This window comes from Dechloromonas sp. CZR5, from assembly GCF_008711155.1.
GTDB lineage: Bacteria > Pseudomonadota > Gammaproteobacteria > Burkholderiales > Rhodocyclaceae > Azonexus.
Window position 1 is genome coordinate 119,598 of the sequence record NZ_VUYQ01000005.1, and the last position, 23,227, is coordinate 142,824.

Genomic DNA, 23,227 nt, shown 5'->3' on the forward strand with positions numbered 1-23,227 from the left:
ATGGCAAAAGAAGATTACATCGAAATGCAGGGTGAGGTTGTCGAGAACCTCCCCAATGCAACCTTCAAGGTCAAGTTGGAAAATGGGCATATCGTCCATGGCTTTATCTCCGGCAAGATGCGTATGCACTACATCCGTATCCTTCCGGGCGACAAGGTTACCGTCCAGTTGACGCCATATGATTTATCGAAAGCCCGGATCGTTTTCCGGGCCAAGTAAAAAGTTCTCTACGCAATAAACCGCAGGGCAAGGAATCACGGCTGCTTCCAAGCTCTCGCAGACGAGGAGTAAAACATGAAAGTTCAACCTTCAGTGAAGCGCATCTGCCGCAACTGCAAAGTTATCCGCCGCAAGGGTGTCGTGCGCATCATTTGCAAGGATCCGCGTCACAAGCAGCGCCAGGGTTAATTCCCTGTCGAGTCGGCATTCGTTAATTTTCGAAATATTGGAGCGATAGAATGGCCCGTATTGCAGGGGTAAACATTCCGAACCATCAGCATGCTGAAATCGCGTTGACCGCGATCTACGGCATCGGCCGCACCCGCGCACAGAAAATCTGTGATGCAGCCGGCATTGGTCGTACTACCAAAATGAAGGACCTGTCCGATTCGGACATGGACCGTCTGCGTGATGAAGTGGGCAAGTTCACCGTTGAAGGTGACCTGCGCCGCGAAGTCACCATGAACATCAAGCGCCTGATGGACCTCGGTTGCTACCGTGGTCTGCGCCATCGCAAGGGCCTGCCTTGCCGCGGTCAGCGCACCCGTACCAATGCACGTACCCGCAAGGGCCCGCGCAAGGCCATCGCTGGCAAGAAGTAATAGGGACTGAACATGGCAAAGACTGCACCTAAAGTTCGCAAAAAGGTCAAGAAGAACGTAGCCGAGGGCATTGCCCACATCCACGCTTCGTTCAACAACACCATCATCACCATTACCGATCGCATGGGCAACGCATTGTCCTGGGCAACTTCCGGTGGTGCCGGCTTCCGCGGTTCGCGCAAGTCCACCCCGTTTGCTGCGCAGGTTGCCGCCGAAGCGGCCGGCAAGGCTGCCCAGGAATGCGGTATCAAGAACCTCGAAGTCCGCATCAAGGGCCCGGGGCCTGGCCGTGAATCGTCTGTCCGCGCCCTGAATGCGCTGGGCATCAAGATTTCCGCGATTTCCGACGTGACGCCGGTGCCGCACAACGGCTGCCGTCCGCCCAAGAAGCGCCGCATCTAAGGAGAAAGACAAGTGGCTCGTAATCTCGATCCGAAATGCCGTCAGTGCCGCCGCGAAGGCGAAAAGCTGTTCCTGAAGGGCGAAAAGTGCTTTACCGACAAGTGCGCCATTGAGCGTCGTTCCTACGCTCCGGGCCAGCACGGTCAAAAGTCCGGCGCCCGTCTGTCCGACTATGGCGTCCACCTGCGTGCTAAGCAGAAGATCCGTCGCGTCTACGGCGTGCTGGAAGGTCAATTCCGCAAGACCTTTGCCGAAGCCGACCGCCGCAAGGGCCAGACTGGCGAAAACCTGCTGCAGCTGCTGGAAGCCCGCCTGGATTCCGTCGCTTACCGCATGGGTTTCGGCGCATCGCGTACCGAATCCCGTCAGATCGTCCGTCACAACGGCGTTCTGGTTAATGGCAAGCGCGTCAATATCCCGTCCTACCTCGTCAAGCCGGGCGATGTCGTCCAGCTGACCGACCGTGCTCGCGCTTCCCTGCGTTGCAAGGCCGCTCTCGAGGCCGCCGAATCCCGCGGTTTCCCGGAGTGGATTTCGGTTGACGTGAAGGAAGGCAAGGGCACGTTCAAGGCCATGCCGCAACGTTCCGAACTGCCGGCGACCCTGAACGAAGGTCTCGTCATCGAACTTTACTCGAAGTAAGCACTGAGCAGAGGATCTAGCCCATGCAAAGCAGTGGACTTCTGAAACCCCGTATCATTGACGTGCAGAGCGTTTCGCCCGTGCAGGCCAAGGTGGTCATGGAGCCGTTCGAACGCGGCTATGGCCATACCTTGGGCAATGCACTGCGTCGCATCCTGCTGTCGTCCATGGTTGGTTACGCGCCGACGGAAGTCGGCATCGATGGCGTGCTCCACGAGTACTCCACCGTTGATGGTGTGCAGGAAGATGTTGTCGATATCCTTTTGAACCTGAAGGGTATCGTCTTCAAGTTGCACAACCGCGACGTCGTCAACCTCAAGCTGGTCAAGGAAGGTGAAGGCGCCGTTCGTGCCGCCGACATCGAGTTGCCGCACGACGTGGAAATCATCAATCCGGAACACGTGATCGCTCACCTCTCCCCGGGCGGCAAGCTCGCCATGGAGATCAAGGTCGAGAAGGGTCGCGGCTATGTGCCGGGTAACGTGCGCAACCTCGGCGACGCCAAGACCATCGGCAAACTCGTTCTGGACGCTTCGTTCAGCCCGATTCGCCGCGTGGCCTACGCCGTCGAAAGCGCCCGTGTCGAACAGCGCACCGACCTCGACAAGCTGATCGTCGATATCGAAACCAACGGCGTCGTCGAGCCGGAAGAAGCCATCCGCTACGCTGCCCGCGTGCTGATGGAACAGCTCTCCGTGTTCGCCGATCTGGAAGGCACGGCCCCGGTGGCCGAGGCTTCCAAGCCCGCCCAAGTCGATCCGGTTCTCCTGCGTCCGGTCGATGATCTCGAACTGACGGTTCGTTCCGCGAACTGCCTGAAGGCCGAGAACATCTACTACATCGGCGATCTGATCCAGCGTACCGAGAATGAACTTCTCAAGACCCCGAACTTGGGTCGCAAGTCGCTGAACGAGATCAAGGAAGTGTTGGCCGCACGCGGTCTGACGCTGGGCATGAAACTGGAAAATTGGCCGCCCGCCGGTCTGGAAAAGGCGTAAGCCTTTTCCGATCAGGGCAGTCAAGGGACGCCTGCAGAACATAGAAAGGATTAACCATGCGTCACCGCAATGGACTTCGCAAACTGAACCGTACCAGCAGCCATCGCCTGGCGATGCTGCGCAACATGACCGTTTCCCTGCTCCGCCACGAGGCCATCAAGACCACGTTGCCGAAGGCCAAGGAACTGCGTCGTGTCGTCGAACCGATGATCACCCTCGGCAAGAACCCGACCCTCGCCAACAAGCGCCTGGCATTTGACCGCCTGCGCGACCGCGAGATCGTGGTCAAGCTGTTCGCCGAAATCGGCCCGCGCTACGCTACCCGTCCGGGCGGCTACTTGCGCATCCTGAAGTGCGGCTTCCGCGTCGGCGACAATGCGCCGATGGCGTTCGTCGAACTGCTGGATCGCCCGGAGCCGACCGAAGCTGTCGAGATCGAGGAATCGGCTGGCGAGTAAGTCAGTTTTGCTCAATAAAAAAGGCCGGAATTTCCGGCCTTTTTTATTTCCAGGATCGGCCCCAGTCTAGGGGCAATCGATCAACATCAGCGACACATCGTCGCTGGCAGGCGTTCCATTCTGGTGGGCTTCCAGCGCGGCTTCGATTTTCAGGAAGCGGTCGCCGGGCGAGGTGTTCGCGATTGCCTGTATCAAGCCGGACGTCCCGAACTGCTCGTTGGCCGGATTGGTGGCCTCCTGCAGCCCATCCGAATAGAGGACGAGTTGATTTTCCGCTTCCCATGAGAATGACTGAGGTTCTCCACCCAGCTCCGAGCTGGCAACGATGCCAAGAGGCAGGTTGGACGACGGGAATGTTTTTGTAGCCCGACCCCAGCGATCGAATAGAAATGCCTCGGGTGTCCCGCCGACCCAGATTTCGCCTTGGCGCGATTGTTCATCAAGACAAACCAGGGTGAGCGCGACAAAGCGACCGACCGGCATCGATTCCCTCAATTGCTGATTCAGTTCGAGAATGATCTCTTGAACCGTGCGGTTCAACTTGGTCATCCGGTAGAACAGCGCAAGCACGGGGAGGACGCTGATGGCGGCAGCCAGTCCGTGCCCCGTTGCGTCGGCCAGCAAGGCGTAGAAGCGATTGTCGGGCGACCGGGCGGCGGCAACGATGTCGCCGCTGAAATGCTCGGCAGGGATGACCTTGTATTTCAGGCGATGGTCGCGCAGGCCGCTGCGGTGCAGCTGCTTCTCCATCAAGCGAAGCGCCAGTTGCTGTTCGGCTTGCGTTTGATCGTAGTAGGTCTGCAGCTGCCGGGCGTTGGCGCGCAGTTGCTGCTCGGCTTGCTTGCGTTCGGTGATGTCACGGATGACGCAAATTTTCATTTGCTGATTATCGAGCGTGACCTGACTGATCGACAGCGTTGCGGGGAACTGGTGCCCATCCTTGTGGCGGGCCAGCACTTCCTGTTCGTTGGCCCGGATGGCCGGGCGGGCGTTTCCTGGCTGTTCGCCGGGTTTGGCAGAGGATTCTCCTGGCAGCAGAATGGCGATATTCCGGCCGACAATCTCGCTCTGGCTCCAGCCAAAAATACGCTCGGCGGACTGGTTGGCTGAAACGACGATGCCTTGCTCATCCGATGTGATAATGGCGTCGAGGACGTTGTCGGAAATGGCCTGGACCCGATGCAAGGAATCGATGGCCACTTGCTGCATCGACAGCGAACGCTGCATGGAACGCAGCTTGGCTTCGAGGACGACGAAGTTGATCGGTTTGGTCAGGTAGTCGTCGGCGCCCGCATCGAGGCCTTCCACCAAATTCTCGTCGCGATTGAGTGCCGACAGGAAAATGACCGGCGTCCACCGGTCGCAGGTCATGCCCTTGATGCGACGCGCAGCCTCGAAGCCGTCCATGACGGGCATCATGATGTCGAGCAGAACGAGGTCCGGGGATTCGGTTTCGAACTTGCGGACCGCCTCTTCGCCGTTCTCGGCAAGAATGACCTCATGCCCGAGTTTCTTCAGGAATACCTGGAGGATGTGCAGGTTGGTCCGGTTGTCATCGACCGCCAACACCTTCATTTTGGACATCAGGGCATTCATGGAAGAGAGGTAGGTCCAACTAAAAAAATTGCCAACAATCCTATCACGCCGCAGGGGCCGCGTGGCCGGCTGACGATGCCGAAAGCGGGTACGTCAGACGATGTTCTGCTGTTCCTCCTGCTGCTGGAGCATCCACATCGTCGCGTATTGCCCTCCGGCGGCGAGCAGTGCCGGGTGGGTGCCCCTTTCAATGATGTGACCGGCGCTCATGACCAATATTTCGTCGGCACTCATCACGGTCGACAGTCGGTGCGTAATGATCAGTGTCGTGCGTCCGATGGCCGCCTGTTCGAGCTGGCCCTGGATGGCGCGCTCCGTCGCCGAGTCGAGTGCCGAGGTGGCTTCATCGAAAATAAGGATGGGTGGGTTCTTGAGGAGCGTCCGGGCAATTGCGACGCGCTGTTTCTCTCCACCGGAAAGCTTGAGCCCCCGCTCGCCGACCTTGGTGTCGTATTTGAGCGGCAACGATTCGATGAAGTCATGCAACTGGGCGGCGCGGGCGGCGGCGAGGACTTCTTCGCGACTGGCGGTAGGCCGACCGTAGTTGATGTTGTAGAAAATAGTGTCGTTGAACAGTACCGTGTCCTGGGGAACGATGCCGATGGCGGCCCTGAGGCTGCTCTGGCGAAGGCTGCGCAGGTCATGTCCGTTGATGCGGATGGCACCGCCGCGGACATCGTAGAAGCGGTAGAGCAGTCGGGCCAAGGTCGATTTGCCGGCGCCTGAATGGCCGACGACGGCGACGGTCTTGCCGGGTGCGATGGCGAAATTCAGGTTCTGCAGGATTTGCCGATTGGACTCGTAGGCAAAGTCGACCGAGTCGAAGTTGATCTGCAACGGTCCCGATGGCAGTTCCCGGGCATCGGGGGCATCGGCGATTTCCTGATTCTCGTGCAGCAGGTTGAACATCCGCTCGATGTCGGTCAATGCCTGGCGGATTTCGCGATAGACAATGCCTAGAAAGTTGAGCGGCATGTACAACTGGATCAGGAAGGCATTGACCAGAACCAGGTCGCCGATGGTCATTTCCCCGGCCACGACCCCGCTGGCGGCACGCCACATCATGGCGGTCACGCCGACGGCGATAATCGCGGCCTGCCCGAGGTTGAGGTAAGCGAGCGTGGTCTGGCTGCGCGTGGCCGCTTCCTCCCACTTGAGCAGTTGCTCATCGTAACGCCGGGCTTCCCAGGCTTCGTTGTTGAAATATTTGACCGTTTCGTAGTTGAGCAGGCTGTCTACGGCCCGCGTGTTGGCGGCCGAATCGTTTTCATTGACCGCCCGGCGGATGTCGATGCGCCAGTTACTGACCCGGACCGTGAATACCACGTAGGCAATCAGCGAAGCGAGGGTGATGATCACGTAGCCGATGTCGTACTTCACGAAAAGAATCGCCAGCACGAGACCGATCTCGACGAGCGTGGGGAGGATCGAATACAGGGTGTAGGAAATCAGGCTCGAGATGGAACGGCTGCCCCGCTCAATGTCGCGGGAGACGCCACCGGTCTGGCGTTCCAGGTGGAAGCGCAGCGAAAGCGCATGCAGGTGACCAAAAACCTCCAGCGACACTTGGCGTACGGCGCGCTGAGTGACTCGAGCAAAGAGAATTTCGCGCAGTTCGGTAAAGAGCGACGTGGAAAAACGGAGAATGCCGTACAGCGCGAGCAGCAAAGCGGGGAGGGCAAGCACTTGTTGTTCGCTGCTCAGACCGTCAATCATCTCCTTGAAAATCAGCGGCACGCCGACATTGGCGAGCTTGGCGCCGATCAGGCAGCCCAGCGCGGCGATGACCCGCAACCGATAGCGCCACAGGTAGGGAAACAGCGTGCGCAAGGTCAGCCACACGTGGGTTTGGGCAAGTGCCTGACCGGCGGGTGGCTTGGGGAGAGCGGTGGAGCGGCGCATGGAGAAAGGGGGCAATCGTTAAGAGTCGGGCAAGTATATGAAAACCGCCCGCTTTACGGGAAAATCCCGCTATCCATTCGTGACGGGCAAATCATGACTTCCGCTTCCCTTACGCTTCCTGCCAAGCACTGCACGCTGCGTGTCGTGCCGATGCCGGCAGACCTCAACCAGAACGGCGACGTATTCGGCGGCTGGGTAATGGCCCAGGTCGATGTCGCCGGGGCCATCCCCGCCATGCATCGCGCCAAGGGCCGGGTAGCAACCGTTTCGGTCAATTCCTTCATGTTCAAGCAGCCAGTCTCGGTCGGCGACATTGTCAGCTTCTATGCCGACATCGTGCGTGTTGGAACAACCTCGATCACGGTGCGTGTCGAGGTGTATGCCGAGCGAAATTACGCCGCTCCGATCATCGTCAAGGTTACCGAGGCAGAACTGACCTATGTGGCGATTGACGGCAATGGCATGAAACGGAATGTTCCGCCCGAAAACTGAGTGGAAATGGTCTAAAATCCGAGGGTTAATCCATTACCCGCCCGCTAGCGAGCCAAAAAATGCACACATTCACCTTGCGTACCATGCCGGCCCTGATGCTGCTGGCCTTTTCGAGCATGGCTTCGGCCGCAGCGTTCCAGCTCTGGGAGCAGAATGCCAGCGGCCTGGGCAACGCCTACGCAGGTTCGGCGGCGGTAGCCGACAACGCCAGTACGGTGTTCTTCAATCCGGCCGGTTTGACGCAATTGACGGGCTTCCAGCTCTCGGCCGGGGTGGTCGGCGTCGGGCCGAGCTACGAATTCCGGAATGACGGTTCGACCGGTACCGGCAACAACGGCGGCGACGCGGGCGGCTGGCATGCCGTACCCAATCTCTATCTGTCCGGCCGCGTGACCGACCGGCTTTCCCTGGGCTTTGGCGTGTCGGCGCCCTTCGGACTGGCGACCGAGTACGACAGCGGCTGGATCGGACGCGCCCAGTCGATCAAGTCGGAGGTTCGCACGGTCAACTTCAATCCGTCGGTGGCCTATCGTGTCAACGACAAGCTGTCTCTCGGCTTTGGCGTCAACTATCAGAAAATCGACGCCGAACTGACCAATTCGCTATCCCGTCTGAAAGGCGACGATACCGCCTGGGGCTGGAACGTCGGCGCATTGTTTACGCTGTCGCCTGCCATGCGCGTCGGCCTCTCCTACCGCTCTTCCATGAAGTACACCCTGGAAGGCACGATGAATGGCACGATTCCGGTCAGGGCGGATGTGGAATTGCCGGATACCGCCATTCTGTCGGTGTGGCAGCAAGTGTCCGATCGCTGGGAGGCGATGGGCGACCTCTCCTATACCCGCTGGGGAACCCTGCGTTCGCTGAACGTGGTCAGTCGCGCGAGTGGCGCGACGCTGGGGACGGAGTCGTTCAATTACGACAATGCCTGGCGTGTCGCCTGGGGTGCCGCCTATAAGGCAAGCGATGCGGCCAAGCTGAAGTTCGGTATCGCCTACGACCGCACGCCGGTCAAGGATGCCGATCGTTCCGCCCGCGTACCGGACAACAGCCGTCTGTGGCTGTCGGTAGGCGGACAATGGAATGCCGGTCGCTACGGCAAGATCGACCTCGGCTACAGCTATCTCTACGTCCGCGACCCCGATATCAACATGACCAAGAACGGGACGACCTTGCGCGGAAGCTACGACGCGGGTGCCCATCTCGTCGGCTTGCAGTACTCGGTAGGCTTCTAAGCCAGCGCGGAAGCATTTGGGGTGCCGACACTGGAGCTGGCGGGCATGACATGGGGGATGCGCGAGGCGTTGATCGTCCTGATCGCGTTGGTCGCCCTTTACATGCTTTTCGTCGTGCTCCGCATGCGCCATTTGCGTCGGAGGCCGGTGTCTTCTTCGCAGCAGGAGCAGGCACCGTCCGTCCAGACGCCGGCCGGACAACAAGACGCCGGCACTCTGGCATCCTCGGCGGGCGAAACGGCTGCGGAGCCGGAGGCCGATCAGGATGCCGCGCCGCTGCATCTGGCGGAAGAGGTCCTGCGTTCCGGCGTGGAGCAGGAACTGGCCCAGCTGCGTGACGAGGTGGATGCCGTGCGGGGCGAACTAGCGGCATTGCGTGCCGACATGCAGCATGAGCTGGCTTCCTTGAGGGCCTGCCAGACGGTCTCGCCGATTTATGGCGACGCCATGCAGCTGGCAGTTTCCGGATACGATGCGGCAGCCATCGCCGAACGCTGCGGCATCGCACGGGCCGAGGCCGATCTGGTCGTGGCCCTGGCCAAGAGTCAGGAGCGTTGAGACAGACATGGCAGAACAATCGAACGGACCGGATAACGACAACGCCGCTGGCGAATTGCGTGGGCAGCTGACAAAAAGGCTCGCCGTGGCGGGTGTTCTGGTAGCCATGCTGCTCGGTATCCTGGCATTCTTCGATTACCTCGCGAACCCGCCCGAAGATCCGGAGGCGGTGGTATTTACCCGGCCAGTTCCGGTGGCGCCGCAGAAAGCCGTATCGCAGCCCGTCACCCCGGCGGAAAATCTTCCCGAGCCGCCTGCGCCGGAAAAAACCGAGGCCGCCGCGGAGGCGCCGCCGCCGCCCAAGGTCGAGGCGCAACCCGCAGTGCCCGTCGAAGCCAGGCCGGAAGCACGTGCCGATCAACGGCCATCGTCCCCGGTGGCTGGCCACCGCTTGGCGCCGGCCCATCCTCCGGCTGCCGCTGCACCGGTGCCACCCAAACCGATCGCCGAAGGTACGGCGGAGCCGTCCAGCCTGCCGCCGCGCCCGACCCCGCCGGCGGAGCCGGCACCGTCCAAGCCGGTCGCGCGCCTGGCCGAGCCCCGGGCGGCGGCGCCCGTCCTGCCGCCTGCGGTTTCCCGGCTGTTTTCGGGGTTCGTTCTGCAGGCCGGGGTCTTTTCCAGTTCCCAGCGAGCGGAGGAACTGCACGCCAGGCTGACGCTGAGCGGGGTGCCGTCAACGCTGGAAACCCGTGTCCAGGTAGGCCCCTTCCGCACCAAGCACGAGGCGGAGGCGGCGCAGGCGAAGCTGAAGGAATTGGGGGTCGAAACCATCCTGATTCCTCCGCGCGGCAAAACCCCGTAGTTCGTTCACCGGCACAAGGCGCCAGTCTTTTTCCGGGTGGCTTGCCTGCTCAGGGCATCCCGGGCAAGCGGGGCAGGCCAAGGCTGCGACGCACGTCGCGATGCAATTGCAGCGGCGGCGGCAGCGGTACGCCATGGCCGCCGCGCCGGTCATCGTAGCCGCGATGATCGTAATGGCGGTCGCCATAACCGTCGTAGTACCGGTATCCCGATCGGTAATAGATGCTGGTCGCCGGGTAGCCGTAGGCCGGATAGGTCTCGACGTAAGCCGGCGGTGGACGCTGGTAGCCGACCGGGTAGGCCGGTACGACGGTACAGGCGCTCAGGCTGCCCAACAAGGCGACGGTGAGACTGAGGCGGAGGGCGAGCGGGGTTCGGTTCATGGTAGCGATATATCGTGCCTGGGTAAGCAAATAACGCAGAAGCACTTGGTCGGGCCTACGCAGGCAGCCGATCCGCTTGTAACAATTCGTTAAGCGGGCGGCGTGTTGCCTGCCTCGTGCGCCTTGCGGATTCGTCGGGCAAACACATTCATTTCCTTTGCGGCCTGAATGTCGCCTTTGGCTTCGGCCACGGCAATTCCCCGTTCATAGGCGTTCAGCGCGAGAAGCTCGTTGCCCGCCTCGGCGTGCGCCTTGCCGAGCGCCTTCCAGGCTGCCGAGTAGGCGGGGTCGCGGTCCACGGCGGCCTGGAAGCTGGTGGCCGCCTTGTCCGGCACCCCGGCCTTGAGATATTCATTGCCGAGCGAGAAACGGAGCAGGGCACCGTCGCGCGGGCCGTCGAGCATTTTTTCCAGAGATTCGATGCGTGGGTTCATGTGGGGTCGGGGCTAAAATAGGGTTTTCGCAAAACAGGATAGGAAGAGTTTCCCATGGCCAAGACCATCATCGCCACACCGAATGCCCCAGCCGCCATCGGCACCTATTCGCAAGCCGTGCGCGTGGGCGATACCGTTTACCTGTCGGGGCAGATCGGCCTCGATCCGGCCTCCATGCAGATGGTAGACGGCATCGAAGCGCAAATCGTTCGCGTTTTCGACAATCTCAAGGCGGTCGCCGAAGCAGCCGGCGGTTCGCTGGCCGATGTCGTCAAGCTCAATGTCTTCCTGACCGATCTGGCCAATTTCGCCAAGGTCAATGAAACGATGGCCCGGTATTTCAGCGAGCCCTTCCCGGCGCGCGCTGCCGTCGGCGTCAAGGAACTGCCGCGCGGTGCATTGGTTGAGGCCGATGCCGTGATGTTCATCGGCTGACCGCCACACATGACGACTGACGGAGCTCAGGCTCCGATTCGCGCTTCCGAAGCCCTGCTGAAGAAGCTTGCCAAGATCGGCCTCCACAGCGAGGCCGATTTGCTGGTTCATCTGCCCTTGCGCTACGAGGACGAGACGCGGATCACGCCGGTCAATCGGGCATTCGGCGGCGAGCCGGTGCAGATCGAGGTCATCGTGCAGGGCAACGAAGTGCAATACCGCCCGCGCCGGCAGATGGTGGTGCGGGCCGGCGACGACAGCGGCGACATCACGCTGCGCTTCTTCAGCTTCTATCCGAACCAGCAGGCTGTCCTCAGCGAAGGTTCGCGCATCCGCGCGTTCGGCGAAGTACGCGGCGGATTTTTCGGGGCCGAGATGGTCCATCCGCGCTTCCGCAAGGTGGCCGACGACGAGTCGCTGCCGACGGAAATGACGCCGGTTTATCCGGCAACGGCCGGCCTCTCCAGCTCGACGCTGCAGAAGCTGATCGGCAAGGCGCTGACGACGGGCGATCTGTCGGATACCCTGCCCGACGAACTGCGCCATCGTCTTAAACTGCCTGCTCTGGCGCGCAGCCTGACCTTCCTGCACAGGCCGCCGCCCGGCACCGACCTCGACACGCTGCATGGCCGCAACCATCCGGCGTGGCAACGGGTGAAGTTCGACGAGGTACTGGCCCAGCAGCTGTCGTTGCGTCGGGCTTACCTGGCCCGGCGCGAGCAGGGGGCACCGGTGTTGCGGGCGCAGGACGATCTGGGAGCGCGTCTGCTCGACAGCCTGCCCTTTGGCCTGACCGGGGCGCAGGCGCGGGCGATGGCCGAGATCGGTGCCGATCTCGCCCAGCCTTACCCGATGCAGCGCCTGCTGCAGGGCGACGTCGGTGCCGGCAAGACCGTTGTGGCCGCGCTGGCCGCCTGCCAGGCGATTTCGGCCGGCTGGCAGGCCGCTTTCATGGCGCCGACCGAAATCCTCGCCGAGCAACATTACCTCAAACTGAAGGACTGGCTGGAGCCGCTCGGCGTGCGCGTCGCCTGGCTGTCGGGCAGCCTGAAGGCCAAGGCCAAGCGCGAACAACTGGCGGCGACGGCGGCCGATGCGCAACTGGTCATCGGCACGCATGCGCTGATCCAGGAGGGGGTCGATTTCGCCCGGCTCGGGCTGGCCATCGTGGACGAGCAGCATCGTTTCGGCGTGGCGCAGCGGCTGGCCCTGCGCAAGAAGGGCAACAACCCGCACCAGCTGATGATGTCGGCGACGCCGATCCCGCGCACGCTGGCCATGAGCTACTACGCTGATCTCGACGTGACGGTACTCGACGAGTTGCCGCCCGGCCGCACGCCGATCAAGACCCGCCTGGTTGCGGACAACCGGCGCGATGACGTGGTCGGTTTCATCGGCAAGCATGTCGAGGAAGGGCGGCAGGCCTACTGGGTCTGTCCGCTGATCGAGGAGTCGGAGGCCCTGCAACTGCAGACGGCGCAGGATACCTACGAGCAGCTGTCGGCCGACCTGCCGGACCTGCGGGTCGGGCTGGTGCATGGGCGGCTCAAGGCCGACGAAAAGCAGGCGGTGATGGCCGCCTTCGCCGCCGGCGACATCGATGTGCTGGTGGCGACCACGGTCATCGAGGTCGGTGTCGATGTGCCGAACGCCAGCCTGATGGTCATCGAGCACGCCGAGCGTTTCGGCCTGTCGCAACTGCACCAGTTGCGGGGGCGGGTCGGGCGGGGGCAATACGAATCGAGCTGCGTGCTGATCTACGCCGGGCCGCTTGGCGAAATCGCCCGCCAGCGGCTGAAGATCATCTTCGAGAATACCGACGGTTTCGAGATCGCCCGCCAGGATCTGCAGCTACGTGGTCCGGGCGAGTTCGTCGGCAGCCGGCAGAGCGGCGTGCCCTTGTTGCGCTACGCCGACCTGGAAATGGATGCTGACCTGATCGCCATGGCGCGCGAGGTGGCCGAGGAAATGCTGACCGCCCATACCGCGCTGGCCGAGAAGCACCTGCAGCGCTGGCTCGGGTCGCGCGAGGAACTGCTCAAGTCCTGAGCGCCATCAGGCGGCCAACGGACACCGGGCGGACGCCGCCACGCCATCGCTCAGCGTTTTAAGGACCGGCATGCGCGGGCCTTCGCGCAAGGAAATCATGCCGGTCGGTATGCGGGCGATATCCGGGGGAACGGCCTCAATGACCAGATCGGCGGCATGCGCCGATTGTTCGACGATCCGGCGCGGCATCAAGGTCCAGCCGAGGCCGACGGCAATGCAGCCGAGTATGCCTTCCAGCGTGCCGAATTCCATGGCATCGGATAGCGCATGGCCCTGCTTGCGCTGCCAGGCGATTGCCCGGGTGCGATAGGCGCAGCCTTCGCGGAACATGATCAGCGGCAGCATGACCGGATCGGTGCCGGCCGCGTGGACCTGCACCAGCTCCTCGACGACCAGTTCCTCGAAGCGTAGCTCGGGATGGATGATCGGGCCCGCGACAAAGGCGCAGTCGAGCTTGTGGTCGAGCACTTTTTCGGTCAAGGTGCTGGTCGTATTCGTATAGACGCGAATCTCCATGCGCGGATGGCTGGCGCGCACCCCCTTCAGTGCGTTGGGCAGATGCAGGGCGGCAAAGGTCTCCATCGCGCCAATGCGCAGTTCGCCCGTGCTCTCGCCGACCTGACGGACGGCGTTGGCCGTCTGGCGTTCCAGTTGCAGCATGCGTCGGGCGTAGTCAAGGAGCACGCGACCCGAGGGGGCGAGTTCCAGCCCCCGGCCCTTGCGGAAGAACAGTTCGGCGCCCAGCTCTTCCTCCAGCTTGCGGATGCGGCCGGTCACATTGGACTGGACGGTATTCAGTTTGCGTGAGGCGGCGAGGATGCCGCCTTCTTCGACGACGGCCTGAAAGGTGCGGAGGGCGATGAGTTCCATGAAGTATCTCGATTAAAGAATGAATTGTTCTCAACAAATCATTTGTGCAGATACTTTACGCTCTTTATCGTGTCTCCATCAATAGGTCAGGATACCCCCCATGCCTTCTCAGATCGAACGTCTCAAAGTGCTCTCCGCAGGCATCTTCAGTTTGCTGCTGGTGCTTGGGGTTGCCCGCTTCGCCTACACGCCGCTCTTGCCGATCATGCAACAGCAGGCCGGGCTCGGGCTGGCCGAAGCCGGCTGGCTGGCGGCGCTGAATTACGCCGGCTACCTGAGCGGTGCCTTGATCGCGTCGCTGATCAGCGATCTGGTGCTCAAGGATCGCCTGTATCGGATCGGGATGGTGGTGGCCATTCTCAGTACGCTGATGATGGGGCTGACGACCGATCCGTGGCTGTGGATGCTGTCGCGTTTCATCGCCGGCCTGAGCAGCGCTGCCGGCATGCTGCTCGGTACCGGGCTGATCCTGAACTGGTTGATCCGCCACAACCATCGTCCGGAACTGGGCATCCACTTCTCGGGCATCGGGCTGGGGATTGCCGGGTGTTCGGTAGCGGTCTGGCTGATGGGCGGCGTGCTCGACTGGCGGCAGCAGTGGTTCGTCTTCACGGCCATCGGTTGCCTGCTGATCGTGCCGGCGCTGGCCTGGCTGCCGACACCTGACAACAGTGCGCTGACCAAGAGCGGCGCGGCGATGCATGACAATCCGCCGAGTCCTTTGTTTCTCGGCATCTTCATGGCCTCGTACTTCTGTGCAGGCTTCGGCTATGTGATCAGCGCCACCTTCATCGTCGCCATCGTCGACCGGTTGCCGGGCCTGGCCGGGCAGGGGGCGTTGGCCTTCCTGGCAATCGGTCTCGCGGCGGCACCGGCCTGTTTCAACTGGGACCTGATTGCCCGTTATACCGGCGACCTCAATGCGCTGATCCTGGCCGCCGTGTTGCAGATCGTCGGAATCATCCTGCCGGTGGCCATCGGCGGCTTGTGGGCGACGATGTTCGGTGCGCTGCTGTTTGGCGGTACCTTTATCGGTATGGTCAGTCTGGTGCTGACCATGGCCGGGCGCTATTACCCGACGCGCCCGGCGAAAATGATGGGCAAGATGACCATTTCCTACGGCGTGGCACAGATCATCGGACCGGCCGTGGTCGGCTGGCTGGCCACCCGTCTGGGCAACTATTCCATCGGTCTCTACCTGGCAGCCGGCGTGATGGTGGTCGGCGTCATCCTGTTGGCTATACTCAAGCAGGTGGAACGCCGGGATGCCGGTTTGGCAGCCCGGCCGGGATTGCAGACCTGATAACGGAGAGACGCATGTTCAAGGGAATTCTGATCGAGAAGGACGAGGCCGGCTATCGCGCGGCTGTGAAGGATATCGACGACAGCCAGTTGCCGGAAGGCGATGTGACGGTCCGTGTCGACTATTCGTCGTTGAACTACAAGGATGGCCTGGCGATCACCGGCAAGGGCCCCGTCGTCCGCAAGTTCCCGATGGTGCCCGGCATCGACATCGCCGGCACGGTCGAGGCCAGCGACAATCCGGCATACAAGGCCGGCGACCGCGTGTTGCTCAATGGATGGGGCGTCGGTGAAACGCACTGGGGTGGTCTTGCCCGCAAGGCGCGCCTCAAGGGCGACTGGCTGGTGCCGCTGCCCTCGGCCTTTACCGCTCGACAGGCCGTGGCCATCGGCACCGCCGGCTACACGGCCATGTTGTGCGTGCTGGCGCTGGAGCGGCAGGGCGTCAAGCCGGGTGACGGCGAGATCGTCGTCACCGGCGCAGCAGGCGGTGTCGGCAGCGTCGCCATCGCCGTGCTCAAGCGGCTCGGCTACACCGTGGTGGCGGTCAGCGGCCGGCCGGCAGAGGCCGACTACCTGAAACAGCTCGGCGCCGCCGAAGTCATCGACCGCAGCATCTTTTCGGCACCCGGAAAGCCGCTCGGCAAGGAGCGCTGGGCTGGGGCGGTCGATGTCGTCGGCAGCCACACGCTGGCCAATATCTGCGCGACGACCCAATATCGCGGCGTGGTGACGGCCTGCGGTCTGGCCGGCGGCATGGACTTCCCCTCGAGCGTTGCACCCTTCATCCTGCGCGGCGTGACGCTGGTCGGCATCGATAGCGTGATGTGTCCGCGTGCGGAGCGGCTGGTCGCCTGGGAGCGCCTGGGGCGCGACCTCGATGTCGACAAACTGGCCATGATCACGCACGAAGTGTCGTTGGCCGAGGCGATTCCGATGGCGGCGCAACTGATCGAAGGCAAGGTGCGCGGTCGGGTCGTTGTCGATGTGAATCGCTGACAGGAGGTGCCATGCCCTACGTCAATATCAAGATCACCCGCGAAGGGGCGACCGCCGAGCAGAAGGCGCGCCTGATCCAGGGGGCGACCCAGTTGCTGGTCGATGTGCTCGGCAAGAACCCGAAGACGACGGTGGTAGTCATCGACGAGGTGGATACCGATAACTGGGGTGTCGGCGGCGAATCGGTCACCGTGCGCCGGGCACGCGGGGAGTGATTCTTCACGTGGCAAAAAAATAGCGACGAACCGGAACTTTTTTCCCTGCCGCTGTCTATACGGCCTCTAATAAACCCCAATCCTACAGAGGCATTCATGGACGAGCTTTCCTACTTCGGCATCGGTTTCACCGTCGTTATTTTCACCCTGGCCTGTTTCATGGCCTCCAAGTTGGCTTCGAAGAAGGCCTACCACTAAGTAGTGATAGTTCGACCGGCCTGATGGTCCAGCAAAACGCCCGATGAATTTCATCGGGCGTTTTCATTTGGAGCGACGTCCGCGTTTCCTTGTCCCGCTTCGAACGGAGATTCCCTGTTTCCGGTGAAAGACGGGCAGCGGTCATTCAATGTCGGTCGCGCGGTGCGGAAAATTAAATAACCGGTCTTTTATTATGGGCTTTCCCGCCGCAGAAAATTAAATTATTATAAACATCAGCAATACCGAAAATAATAAATCAGCTTGGCAATCACATCGTTTTTCGGAGGCAAAATGCGAAATACATCCATCAAGGCCCGACTGGCCATCGGCTATGCCATTCTTCTGTTGCTGATCGTGGTTGTCGGCGTGGCCGGCATCAGGGAGTTGGGAACGATCAATAACAAATTGAACGAAATCACCAGCATCAACGACGTCGAAAAGGACATGGCGCTGCGTCTGCGCATCACCGTCGATCTCCAGGCGATCGCCATCCGCGACGTTGTCCTGGCGCTCAGTCCCGAGGAGCGCAACAAGGCAAGCGATCGCCTGAACCAGCTGCGCAGCCAGTTTACCGAGCGCCACGAAAAGCTGCTGAAGATGTTCCAGGCCTATGAAGGGCAGCCGCAAGAGTTCGAGTTGATGAACAAGATGCAGACGGAGAGCGAGACCGTCAAACCGTTCTTCGACAGCATCCGCGACCTTGCAGTAGCCGGGAAGACAACGGAGGCGATGGCCAAGGCGCCGGAAATGCCGAGCCGCCTGAAGAACCTGCGGGAAGCGGCCGAAAGTCTGGTGAATTTCGAGGACGAACTGAACGCCAGCGCCATCAAGGCAGCCCAGGCAGCCTACGACAGGGCAAAGAACACGCTGCTCGGCGTGATGTTCGTTGCCGTGCTGCTGACGATCGGGGGGGCTGTGCTGCTGACACGCTCCATTACGCTTCCCATGGCAACCCTGGAGAGCGCCTTGAACAAGGTCGCCACCGGGGACGTCAGTCTGCGTGTGAGCCAGAGCGGCCGGGACGAACTGACCCGGATGGAAAGTTCGACCGCCCAGATGGTCAAGTCGCTGAACGACTCCATTGGGCAGGTGCGCAGCAATGCCAACAACGTGGCGGAAAATGCCGGATTGTTGAGCGGTGCGGCCAAGCAGGTACGCGAAAGTTCCGAGGCGCAGTCCGAAGCCTCGTCGGCGATGGCGGCGGCGCTGGAGGAAATGTCGGCGAGCATCAATCATGTCGCCAGCCTTTCGCAGGATGCGCGGCAAATGGCCCAGAATGCCAGCACGGGCGCCGAAAGCGGCGCCCGGCAGGTGGCCTCCATGCTCAACGAGATCGGCCGGGTGGCGAAAACCATCGAGGAAAGCGCGGAGAGTTCCCGGGCGCTGGATCAGGAGTCCGAGAAGATTTCAACCATCGTCAACGTGATCAAGGACGTGGCCGACCAGACCAATCTGCTGGCATTGAACGCTGCCATCGAAGCGGCCCGGGCTGGCGAAACCGGGCGCGGCTTCGCCGTCGTGGCCGACGAGGTGCGCAAGCTCGCCGAGCGTACGACGACGTCGGCGCAGGAGATCACCAACATGGTCAACGGAATCCAGGAGCGTGCCCGCCGGATGAGCGGCAGCATGGCCCACACCGTCAACCAGATGCGCGAAGGGATGCAGATGGCGGAACAGGCCGGCGAAGTGATGAGCAGCATCAACGATGGCGCAAGGCAGGTGACCTCGGTCATCGACGACGTGGCGGTCGCCCTGAAGGAACAGGCGTCGGCCAGTCACGACCTGGCCAATCGGGTCGAACTGATCGTGCAGATGGTGGACGAAAACTCGTCGGCGGTTAGCTCGGTAGCCGGCTCGGCCGGACAACTGGACAATCTGGCCGGCGATCTGCTGAACGCCGTGTCGCGCTTCAAGACCGCCTGACACAGGGCTCGCAAGGAACGGTACTGCCCGACGGCGGTCATTACGACGCCGTCAAAAAAGGAAAGCCGCCGCGAGGCGGCTTTCTCTTTTGCCGGATTCAGGCCATGAATGCCTCGATCAGGCGCGCCACCTCTTCCGGCTGGTCATGGTGCAGCATGTGGTCGGCGTTCTCGATCCAGCGTTCGGTGAGGTCGGCGAAGCAGGACTGGCGGGCTTCCCAGTCGCCCGGGCGCTGCTCGAAATCGCGGACCACCCAGGACTGGCGACCGGCCACCCAGAGTACCGGGCAGCGCACTTCGCGCCAGATGGCCATCGATTCCTCCAGACGGAAGAGGTAGGGCGAGAAGTTCTTGTGCCACGGGTCGCCGTTCCAGATCACGCCGTGACGGATTTCGCCCGCCTTGTTCCGCCCTTCGCCGACCTTCGCCAGATGGCGGGACAGGTAGTCGGCACGCTCGGCACTCAGGAAGCGGTCGCTCTTCATCAGCCGGCGGGCGAAGTCGGCGCGGTCCCGGTAGGCGTGCAGCTTCGGCACTTCGCGGGTCTGGTCCAGCCATTGCCGGTAGCGTTCCGGCGCCATGTCGGGGGTGGTCGGGGCAATGCCGAAACCGTCCAGCGTCACCAGGCGTTCGACCCGTTCGGGGCGGATGCCGGCGTACAGGCAGGAGAGGATGCCGCCCATGCTGTGGCCGACCAGCCGGACCTGTCCGTCCGGTGCGTAATGGTCGAGGATGGCCTCCATGTCGCCCATGTGCTCGGCGAAGTAATAGGGGCGGTTCAGCCATTGCGACGGGCCGAAGCCCCGCCAGTCGGGGGCGACGATGTTCCAGTCGCGCTGCAGTTCGTCGACGACGAACTGGAAGGAGGCAGAAACGTCCATCCAGCCATGCAGCAGGAAGAGCGTGGGGGCTTGTGGGTCGCCCCAGCGTCGCACATGCAGGCGGAGGTCGGGGAGGTCGAGGTAGTCTGAGCGGGAGGGGCGCATCGAGGTTCAGTTGCCGAGCAGTTTGTTCAACGCCGTTTCCAGGCGTTCCGGGGTGAAGGGCTTGGACATCCAGCCGCTGGCGCCGGCGGCGCGGAAGGCGGATTTCATTTCGTCCGAGGTTTCGGTGGTCAGGATCAGGATGGGAACGTCCCGATTGTTGCTGCCGGCGCGAATGGCCTTGACCAAGCCCAACCCATCGAGGCCCGGCATGTTCTGGTCGCAAATGAGCAGGTCGAGTGCCTCCTGCCTGACCACCTCCAGGCCGGCACGGCCGCCCGAAGCTTCGAGGATGCGATGACCGGATGGTTCCAGCGTGGCCTTCAGCATGTTGCGGATGGCGGCCGAGTCGTCGACCAGCAGGATGGTGGCCATGGCCAGGCTCCTATCGGTGTTGCAATAATTGCCAATTGTGCCACGCATGCCGGATGCCTCCCAAGCGGGGAACAGCATTTCGGTGCGTCGTCCGGCTTTTGGCCCATTGTGCCGTGCGCTGCGTTAAAGTCTGTTTTCCGCCGTGCGAATCCACCCGTGAAAGGAATCATGTTTTCGCCCAACTTGCCCCCAGCGGCCACCTGCCGCAGCTGACAGCATGGATATTGCCCAGATTACCGAGACGCTGCGCCAGGATGCCGTGACCGTCGTCTTCTTCAACGTGTTGCTGCAACAGCTCGGTTTGCCGGTGCCCGCCGTGCCGACCCTGCTGCTGGCCGGCAGTCTGGCGGCGACCTCGGGCAGCCTGGGCCAGGTGCTGGCCGCGGCCGTCGTCGCCTCGGTGCTGGCCGACTGGTTGTGGTACTGGTCGGGCAAGGTGTTCGGCTACCGGGTGCTGGCCGGCTTGTGCAAGCTCTCGATCAATCCTTCGTCCTGCGTCAGCCAGACCGAGGCCCGCTTCATCCGCTGGGGCATTTCGTCCCTGGTGGTGGCCAAGTTCATCCCCGGCTTTTCGACGGTGGCGCCGCCCATTGCCGGGGCGCTGCGCATGAGTCAGGCCGGTTTCCTGCTGGCGGCCGGGGTAGGGGCCGCTTTGTGGGCGGGGGCGGCGCTCGGCGCCGGATGGTTGCTGCAGGATGCGGTGCAGTCGGCGATCGCCGCACTCGACCGCCATGCGGCACGGGCGCTGCTCGTGGTGCTGGTCTTGCTGGCCGTCTGGCTGGGCTGGAAGCTGTGGCAGAAGTATCGTTTCCGGAAATTCTGCGCAGTGCCCCATGTGACGCCGGCCGAACTGCTGGCGGCACTCGACAGCGACACGCCGCCGCTCGTCCTCGACCTGCGCGGCGCGACGATGATCGCGGCCACCGGGCCGATTGTCGGCGCCCGCGTTGCCGAGCACGATTTCCTGCACGAGGCGGTCGGCGACTGGCCCAAGGACCGGCCCATCGTCACCCTCTGCGCCTGTCCCGAGGATGCGGGTGCGGTCCAGGCGGCCAGGCATCTGCTCAATGCCGGCTATTTGTCGGTCAAGCCACTCAAGGGCGGCTACGAAGCCTGGCTGGCCAGCCGGGCCTTGCCTCAGTAGTCGCGCCAGGGCAGGGGCGGCGGGCTCAGGCGTGGCGCCGAGCCATCGCCGACCGGACCGAAACGGACATCGCCGCTTTCCCAGTGGCGTTGCGCCTCGGCAATGCCAGCCTTGGTCGAGCCGACGAAATTCCACCACATCAGAACAGGCTGGGCGAAGGGCTGGCCGCCGAGCAGCAAGACCTTGCTCCCGTCGACCAGGTCGAGTTGCAGGCTGCTACGGCCCGCTCCGAGGTAGGCGAATTCGTCGGCCAGGAAACGCTCGTTACCGATGCCGACTTCGCCCGTGAGCGGGAGCAGGCCGTATTCGAAGGTCGGGTCAAGGGCAAGGTTGACGGTGCCTGACGTGTCGCTCTCGATATCGAGGCCGAGCAGCGGAGAATGGACGCGGGTCGGCGCCATGCGATCCTCGTAGGTGCCCGCGAGCAGGGTGAGCCGAGCGGGGCCTTGTTGCCACTGCGGCAGTTCCGGATGGTGCGCGAAATCGGGTGGGTGGTTTTCGGCTTCCGGTGGCAGCGCGATCCACAACTGCGCGGCATGCAGGCGCCGGCCGTCGTGCAGCGAATCCTCGGTGTGCACGATGCCGCGACCGGCGGTCATCAGGTTGACCTGGCCGGGGCGGATGATCTGTTCGTTGCCCAGGCTGTCGCGGTGCAGCACTTCGCCTTCGATCAGCCAGGTGAAGGTCTGCAGCCCGATGTGCGGGTGGGCGCCGACGTGCATGCCCTTGCCTGCCGGGAAGTCGACCGGTCCGGCATGGTCGAGGAAGCACCAGGCGCCGACCATGCGCTGTTGGCGGCTGGGCAGGGTGCGGCGCACCAGCATGCCGTCGCCGAGGTCGGCGCTGCGGGGTTCGATGCGGATGAGGGAGGTCATGGATTTCCTTTCCGGTTGTCGTGCTGTTCGAGCGAGCGCTCAATGCGCCAGCCTGAGAATCGACCCACCGCCTTCGCCGCGGCCTCAGCCGGCAAGCTCGCTGTGGATGCGAACTTCGCCGGTCAGCAGTTTGTGCATTGGACAGGCGTTGGCGATTTTCAGCAGCTGCGCCTGCTGCTCGACATCGAGTTCGCCATGCATGGCGATCCGGCGCACGATGTCGTTGCCGGCCTCGGGTTTTCCGGCGGGATTGAGTTGCAGTTCAACCTCGATCCCCGTCAGCGGCCAGTGGCGACGGGCGGCGACCATCTTCAGGGTGATCGCCGTGCATGCGCCGAGGCTTGCCAGGATCAGTCGGTCGGGCGTCGGCGCCGTGTTGCCGCCACCGGCTTCGAGGGGTTCGTCGGCGGTCCAGGCATGGCCGAGGTCGTCACTGAAGCTGACGATGTAAGGCGTTTCTTCGAGCCTAGCTTTGACGGTGGGTGTCGTCGACATCGCTTTTCTCCTTCATGCAAGCATGCGGGCCAGTTCGGCATGGGCACCAGCCAGCCCGGCGCTCTTGCTTTCCTCGCCCATGTTGAGACCTTCAGCGTAAACGAATTCGACCTCGGCGATGCCGATGAAACCGAGGAAATTGCGCACGAAATCGGTTTGCGTATCGAAGGCGGTGCCGGCATAGCGGCCGCCGCGGGTAGCGAAGACATAGGCTTTCTTGCCGGTGAGCAGGCCCTCCGGCCCGTTCGCGGTATAGCGGAAGGTCACGCCGGCGCGGGCGACGTGATCGATCCAGGCTTTCAGCGTCGAGGGGATGCCCAGGTTGTACATGGGCAAGCCGATGACCAGTACGTCGGCGGCCTGCAGTTCGCCGATCAACGTGTCGGAATAGGCAACCTTGGCAGCCTGTGCGGCGCTGCGCTCTTCCGGCTTGCTCAGGAAAGCCTGGAAACCGGTGCCGTCGAGGTGCGGTACGGGGTCGACGGCCAAGTCGCGGACGCTGACCATCGAACCCGGATGGCTGAGCTGCCATGCCGTGACAAAGGCATCGGACAGCTGGCTGGATTGGCCTTGGTTGGCAAAGAGGCTGGTCTTGAGTTGCAGCAGTTTGGGCATGATGTTCGTTCCTTGGTGTGAAAGGGAG

28 protein-coding genes are annotated in these 23,227 nt (G+C 62.5%); 18 read left to right on the plus strand and 10 right to left on the minus strand.

Annotation, left to right across the window (positions count from 1 at the left end; all coding sequences use genetic code 11):
* The 7 genes from infA to rplQ all read left to right on the plus strand — a co-directional run bounded on the left by infA (nt 1) and on the right by rplQ (nt 3,321).
* Complete coding sequence (gene infA, locus F1002_RS14305) at nt 1-219, plus strand: translation initiation factor IF-1 (protein WP_027456657.1); 219 nt, start codon at nt 1-3, stop codon at nt 217-219.
* 75 nt (nt 220-294) lie between these two features.
* Nucleotides 295-408, plus strand: coding sequence for a 50S ribosomal protein L36 (gene rpmJ, locus F1002_RS14310; protein WP_011286109.1), 114 nt, complete (start codon nt 295-297; stop codon nt 406-408).
* Nucleotides 409-458: 50 nt separating this feature from the next.
* On the plus strand, nt 459-821 hold the full coding sequence (gene rpsM / locus F1002_RS14315; RefSeq protein WP_150429727.1) for a 30S ribosomal protein S13: 363 nt from the start codon (nt 459-461) through the stop codon (nt 819-821).
* A gap of 12 nt (nt 822-833) precedes the next feature.
* Nucleotides 834-1,223: a 30S ribosomal protein S11 gene (gene rpsK / locus F1002_RS14320; RefSeq protein WP_150429728.1), complete on the plus strand. Its 390-nt coding sequence runs from the start codon at nt 834-836 to the stop codon at nt 1,221-1,223.
* A 12-nt stretch (nt 1,224-1,235) separates the two neighbouring features.
* Entirely contained in the window at nt 1,236-1,865 is a 630-nt protein-coding gene (rpsD, locus tag F1002_RS14325) for a 30S ribosomal protein S4 (protein ID WP_150429729.1), read from the plus strand.
* Nucleotides 1,866-1,888: 23 nt separating this feature from the next.
* Nucleotides 1,889-2,863 carry a DNA-directed RNA polymerase subunit alpha gene (gene rpoA, locus F1002_RS14330; RefSeq protein ID WP_150429730.1) on the plus strand — a complete coding sequence of 325 codons (975 nt, stop codon included), beginning with the start codon at nt 1,889-1,891 and terminating at the stop codon, nt 2,861-2,863.
* A 56-nt stretch (nt 2,864-2,919) separates the two neighbouring features.
* A complete protein-coding gene (gene rplQ, locus F1002_RS14335) occupies nt 2,920-3,321 on the plus strand; it encodes a 50S ribosomal protein L17 (protein ID WP_150429731.1) in 402 nt (133 codons plus the stop codon).
* A gap of 66 nt (nt 3,322-3,387) precedes the next feature.
* Here rplQ and F1002_RS14340 read toward each other — a convergent pair whose 3' ends face one another.
* Together F1002_RS14340 and F1002_RS14345 are read right to left on the minus strand one after the other, a co-directional pair.
* Nucleotides 3,388-4,905, minus strand: a complete 1,518-nt coding sequence (locus F1002_RS14340; protein WP_223879615.1) for a SpoIIE family protein phosphatase — start codon at nt 4,903-4,905, stop codon at nt 3,388-3,390.
* A 105-nt stretch (nt 4,906-5,010) separates the two neighbouring features.
* Entirely contained in the window at nt 5,011-6,819 is a 1,809-nt protein-coding gene (locus F1002_RS14345; RefSeq protein ID WP_150429733.1) for an ABC transporter ATP-binding protein/permease, read from the minus strand.
* A 93-nt stretch (nt 6,820-6,912) separates the two neighbouring features.
* On the opposite strand from F1002_RS14345, the gene F1002_RS14350 reads away from it, so the two are divergent.
* Genes F1002_RS14350 through F1002_RS14365 form a run of 4 tightly spaced genes read left to right on the plus strand, consistent with a single transcriptional unit; the run spans nt 6,913 to nt 9,906 of the window.
* Nucleotides 6,913-7,311: an acyl-CoA thioesterase gene (locus F1002_RS14350; RefSeq protein WP_150429734.1), complete on the plus strand. Its 399-nt coding sequence runs from the start codon at nt 6,913-6,915 to the stop codon at nt 7,309-7,311.
* Between the two features lie 59 nt (nt 7,312-7,370).
* Entirely contained in the window at nt 7,371-8,546 is a 1,176-nt protein-coding gene (locus F1002_RS14355) for an OmpP1/FadL family transporter (RefSeq protein WP_150429735.1), read from the plus strand.
* A 45-nt stretch (nt 8,547-8,591) separates the two neighbouring features.
* Entirely contained in the window at nt 8,592-9,104 is a 513-nt protein-coding gene (locus tag F1002_RS14360) for a DUF2802 domain-containing protein (protein WP_150429736.1), read from the plus strand.
* Nucleotides 9,105-9,111: 7 nt separating this feature from the next.
* Nucleotides 9,112-9,906 (plus strand): SPOR domain-containing protein, encoded by a 795-nt coding sequence (locus tag F1002_RS14365; RefSeq protein WP_191090413.1) that lies wholly within the window; start codon nt 9,112-9,114, stop codon nt 9,904-9,906.
* Between the two features lie 49 nt (nt 9,907-9,955).
* Here the strand turns inward: F1002_RS14365 and F1002_RS14370 are convergent, their stop codons facing one another.
* Together F1002_RS14370 and F1002_RS14375 are read right to left on the minus strand one after the other, a co-directional pair.
* Complete coding sequence (locus tag F1002_RS14370; protein ID WP_150429738.1) at nt 9,956-10,288, minus strand: hypothetical protein; 333 nt, start codon at nt 10,286-10,288, stop codon at nt 9,956-9,958.
* An 89-nt stretch (nt 10,289-10,377) separates the two neighbouring features.
* Nucleotides 10,378-10,722 carry a lipopolysaccharide assembly protein LapB gene (locus F1002_RS14375; RefSeq protein ID WP_150429739.1) on the minus strand — a complete coding sequence of 115 codons (345 nt, stop codon included), beginning with the start codon at nt 10,720-10,722 and terminating at the stop codon, nt 10,378-10,380.
* 54 nt (nt 10,723-10,776) lie between these two features.
* Here F1002_RS14375 and F1002_RS14380 point away from each other — a divergent pair, with 54 nt between their 5' ends.
* Together F1002_RS14380 and recG are read left to right on the plus strand one after the other, a co-directional pair.
* Entirely contained in the window at nt 10,777-11,157 is a 381-nt protein-coding gene (locus F1002_RS14380) for a RidA family protein (RefSeq protein ID WP_150429740.1), read from the plus strand.
* A gap of 9 nt (nt 11,158-11,166) precedes the next feature.
* On the plus strand, nt 11,167-13,206 hold the full coding sequence (recG, locus tag F1002_RS14385; protein ID WP_150429741.1) for an ATP-dependent DNA helicase RecG: 2,040 nt from the start codon (nt 11,167-11,169) through the stop codon (nt 13,204-13,206).
* A gap of 6 nt (nt 13,207-13,212) precedes the next feature.
* Here the strand turns inward: recG and F1002_RS14390 are convergent, their stop codons facing one another.
* The gene (locus F1002_RS14390) at nt 13,213-14,076 is read right to left on the minus strand and encodes a LysR family transcriptional regulator (RefSeq protein WP_150429742.1); all 864 of its coding nucleotides are present in this window, start codon (nt 14,074-14,076) and stop codon (nt 13,213-13,215) included.
* Nucleotides 14,077-14,176: 100 nt separating this feature from the next.
* On the opposite strand from F1002_RS14390, the gene F1002_RS14395 reads away from it, so the two are divergent.
* The 4 genes from F1002_RS14395 to F1002_RS14410 all read left to right on the plus strand — a co-directional run bounded on the left by F1002_RS14395 (nt 14,177) and on the right by F1002_RS14410 (nt 18,713).
* Nucleotides 14,177-15,379 (plus strand): YbfB/YjiJ family MFS transporter, encoded by a 1,203-nt coding sequence (locus F1002_RS14395; protein ID WP_150429743.1) that lies wholly within the window; start codon nt 14,177-14,179, stop codon nt 15,377-15,379.
* A gap of 14 nt (nt 15,380-15,393) precedes the next feature.
* Nucleotides 15,394-16,377: an MDR family oxidoreductase gene (locus tag F1002_RS14400; protein WP_150429744.1), complete on the plus strand. Its 984-nt coding sequence runs from the start codon at nt 15,394-15,396 to the stop codon at nt 16,375-16,377.
* A gap of 11 nt (nt 16,378-16,388) precedes the next feature.
* Entirely contained in the window at nt 16,389-16,592 is a 204-nt protein-coding gene (locus F1002_RS14405; RefSeq protein ID WP_150429745.1) for a 4-oxalocrotonate tautomerase family protein, read from the plus strand.
* A gap of 489 nt (nt 16,593-17,081) precedes the next feature.
* Nucleotides 17,082-18,713: a methyl-accepting chemotaxis protein gene (locus F1002_RS14410; protein WP_150429746.1), complete on the plus strand. Its 1,632-nt coding sequence runs from the start codon at nt 17,082-17,084 to the stop codon at nt 18,711-18,713.
* A gap of 97 nt (nt 18,714-18,810) precedes the next feature.
* On the opposite strand, the gene F1002_RS14415 is transcribed toward F1002_RS14410, so the two are convergent.
* Nucleotides 18,811-19,698, minus strand: coding sequence for an alpha/beta fold hydrolase (locus F1002_RS14415; RefSeq protein ID WP_150429747.1), 888 nt, complete (start codon nt 19,696-19,698; stop codon nt 18,811-18,813).
* A gap of 6 nt (nt 19,699-19,704) precedes the next feature.
* On the minus strand, nt 19,705-20,070 hold the full coding sequence (locus F1002_RS14420) for a response regulator (protein ID WP_150429748.1): 366 nt from the start codon (nt 20,068-20,070) through the stop codon (nt 19,705-19,707).
* Nucleotides 20,071-20,287: 217 nt separating this feature from the next.
* Between F1002_RS14420 and F1002_RS14425 the strand changes: the two genes are divergently transcribed.
* Nucleotides 20,288-21,214: a VTT domain-containing protein gene (locus F1002_RS14425; RefSeq protein WP_150429749.1), complete on the plus strand. Its 927-nt coding sequence runs from the start codon at nt 20,288-20,290 to the stop codon at nt 21,212-21,214.
* Here F1002_RS14425 and F1002_RS14430 read toward each other — a convergent pair.
* The 3 genes from F1002_RS14430 to F1002_RS14440 form a co-directional block, all read right to left on the minus strand.
* A complete protein-coding gene (locus F1002_RS14430; RefSeq protein ID WP_150429750.1) occupies nt 21,208-22,089 on the minus strand; it encodes a pirin family protein in 882 nt (293 codons plus the stop codon). The two genes, F1002_RS14425 and F1002_RS14430, sit on opposite strands and share 7 nt — an antisense overlap.
* 84 nt (nt 22,090-22,173) lie before the next feature.
* A complete protein-coding gene (locus F1002_RS14435) occupies nt 22,174-22,584 on the minus strand; it encodes an OsmC family protein (protein WP_150429751.1) in 411 nt (136 codons plus the stop codon).
* 12 nt (nt 22,585-22,596) lie between these two features.
* Nucleotides 22,597-23,199 carry an FMN-dependent NADH-azoreductase gene (locus F1002_RS14440; protein ID WP_150429752.1) on the minus strand — a complete coding sequence of 201 codons (603 nt, stop codon included), beginning with the start codon at nt 23,197-23,199 and terminating at the stop codon, nt 22,597-22,599.
* Nucleotides 23,200-23,227 lie beyond the last annotated feature (28 nt).

Excerpts from the sequence above, each read along its gene's own strand:
- F1002_RS14340 (WP_223879615.1), bottom strand. The coding sequence starts at position 4,905 with ATGTCCAAAATGAAGGTGTTGGCGGTCGATGACAACCGGACCAACCTG.
- recG (WP_150429741.1), top strand. The coding sequence starts at position 11,167 with ATGACGACTGACGGAGCTCAGGCTCCGATTCGCGCTTCCGAAGCCCTG.
- rpmJ (WP_011286109.1), top strand. The coding sequence starts at position 295 with ATGAAAGTTCAACCTTCAGTGAAGCGCATCTGCCGCAACTGCAAAGTT.
- F1002_RS14435 (WP_150429751.1), bottom strand. The coding sequence starts at position 22,584 with ATGTCGACGACACCCACCGTCAAAGCTAGGCTCGAAGAAACGCCTTAC.
- F1002_RS14390 (WP_150429742.1), bottom strand. The coding sequence starts at position 14,076 with ATGGAACTCATCGCCCTCCGCACCTTTCAGGCCGTCGTCGAAGAAGGC.
- F1002_RS14375 (WP_150429739.1), bottom strand. The coding sequence starts at position 10,722 with ATGAACCCACGCATCGAATCTCTGGAAAAAATGCTCGACGGCCCGCGC.
- rplQ (WP_150429731.1), top strand. The coding sequence starts at position 2,920 with ATGCGTCACCGCAATGGACTTCGCAAACTGAACCGTACCAGCAGCCAT.
- F1002_RS14370 (WP_150429738.1), bottom strand. The coding sequence starts at position 10,288 with ATGAACCGAACCCCGCTCGCCCTCCGCCTCAGTCTCACCGTCGCCTTG.
- F1002_RS14365 (WP_191090413.1), top strand. The coding sequence starts at position 9,112 with ATGGCAGAACAATCGAACGGACCGGATAACGACAACGCCGCTGGCGAA.
- F1002_RS14440 (WP_150429752.1), bottom strand. The coding sequence starts at position 23,199 with ATGCCCAAACTGCTGCAACTCAAGACCAGCCTCTTTGCCAACCAAGGC.
- infA (WP_027456657.1), top strand. The coding sequence starts at position 1 with ATGGCAAAAGAAGATTACATCGAAATGCAGGGTGAGGTTGTCGAGAAC.
- F1002_RS14345 (WP_150429733.1), bottom strand. The coding sequence starts at position 6,819 with ATGCGCCGCTCCACCGCTCTCCCCAAGCCACCCGCCGGTCAGGCACTT.
- rpsM (WP_150429727.1), top strand. The coding sequence starts at position 459 with ATGGCCCGTATTGCAGGGGTAAACATTCCGAACCATCAGCATGCTGAA.
- F1002_RS14350 (WP_150429734.1), top strand. The coding sequence starts at position 6,913 with ATGACTTCCGCTTCCCTTACGCTTCCTGCCAAGCACTGCACGCTGCGT.
- F1002_RS14420 (WP_150429748.1), bottom strand. The coding sequence starts at position 20,070 with ATGGCCACCATCCTGCTGGTCGACGACTCGGCCGCCATCCGCAACATG.
- rpoA (WP_150429730.1), top strand. The coding sequence starts at position 1,889 with ATGCAAAGCAGTGGACTTCTGAAACCCCGTATCATTGACGTGCAGAGC.
- F1002_RS14415 (WP_150429747.1), bottom strand. The coding sequence starts at position 19,698 with ATGCGCCCCTCCCGCTCAGACTACCTCGACCTCCCCGACCTCCGCCTG.
- F1002_RS14395 (WP_150429743.1), top strand. The coding sequence starts at position 14,177 with ATGCCTTCTCAGATCGAACGTCTCAAAGTGCTCTCCGCAGGCATCTTC.
- F1002_RS14360 (WP_150429736.1), top strand. The coding sequence starts at position 8,592 with ATGACATGGGGGATGCGCGAGGCGTTGATCGTCCTGATCGCGTTGGTC.
- F1002_RS14355 (WP_150429735.1), top strand. The coding sequence starts at position 7,371 with ATGCACACATTCACCTTGCGTACCATGCCGGCCCTGATGCTGCTGGCC.
- F1002_RS14400 (WP_150429744.1), top strand. The coding sequence starts at position 15,394 with ATGTTCAAGGGAATTCTGATCGAGAAGGACGAGGCCGGCTATCGCGCG.
- F1002_RS14410 (WP_150429746.1), top strand. The coding sequence starts at position 17,082 with ATGCGAAATACATCCATCAAGGCCCGACTGGCCATCGGCTATGCCATT.
- rpsK (WP_150429728.1), top strand. The coding sequence starts at position 834 with ATGGCAAAGACTGCACCTAAAGTTCGCAAAAAGGTCAAGAAGAACGTA.
- F1002_RS14380 (WP_150429740.1), top strand. The coding sequence starts at position 10,777 with ATGGCCAAGACCATCATCGCCACACCGAATGCCCCAGCCGCCATCGGC.
- F1002_RS14425 (WP_150429749.1), top strand. The coding sequence starts at position 20,288 with ATGGATATTGCCCAGATTACCGAGACGCTGCGCCAGGATGCCGTGACC.
- F1002_RS14405 (WP_150429745.1), top strand. The coding sequence starts at position 16,389 with ATGCCCTACGTCAATATCAAGATCACCCGCGAAGGGGCGACCGCCGAG.
- F1002_RS14430 (WP_150429750.1), bottom strand. The coding sequence starts at position 22,089 with ATGACCTCCCTCATCCGCATCGAACCCCGCAGCGCCGACCTCGGCGAC.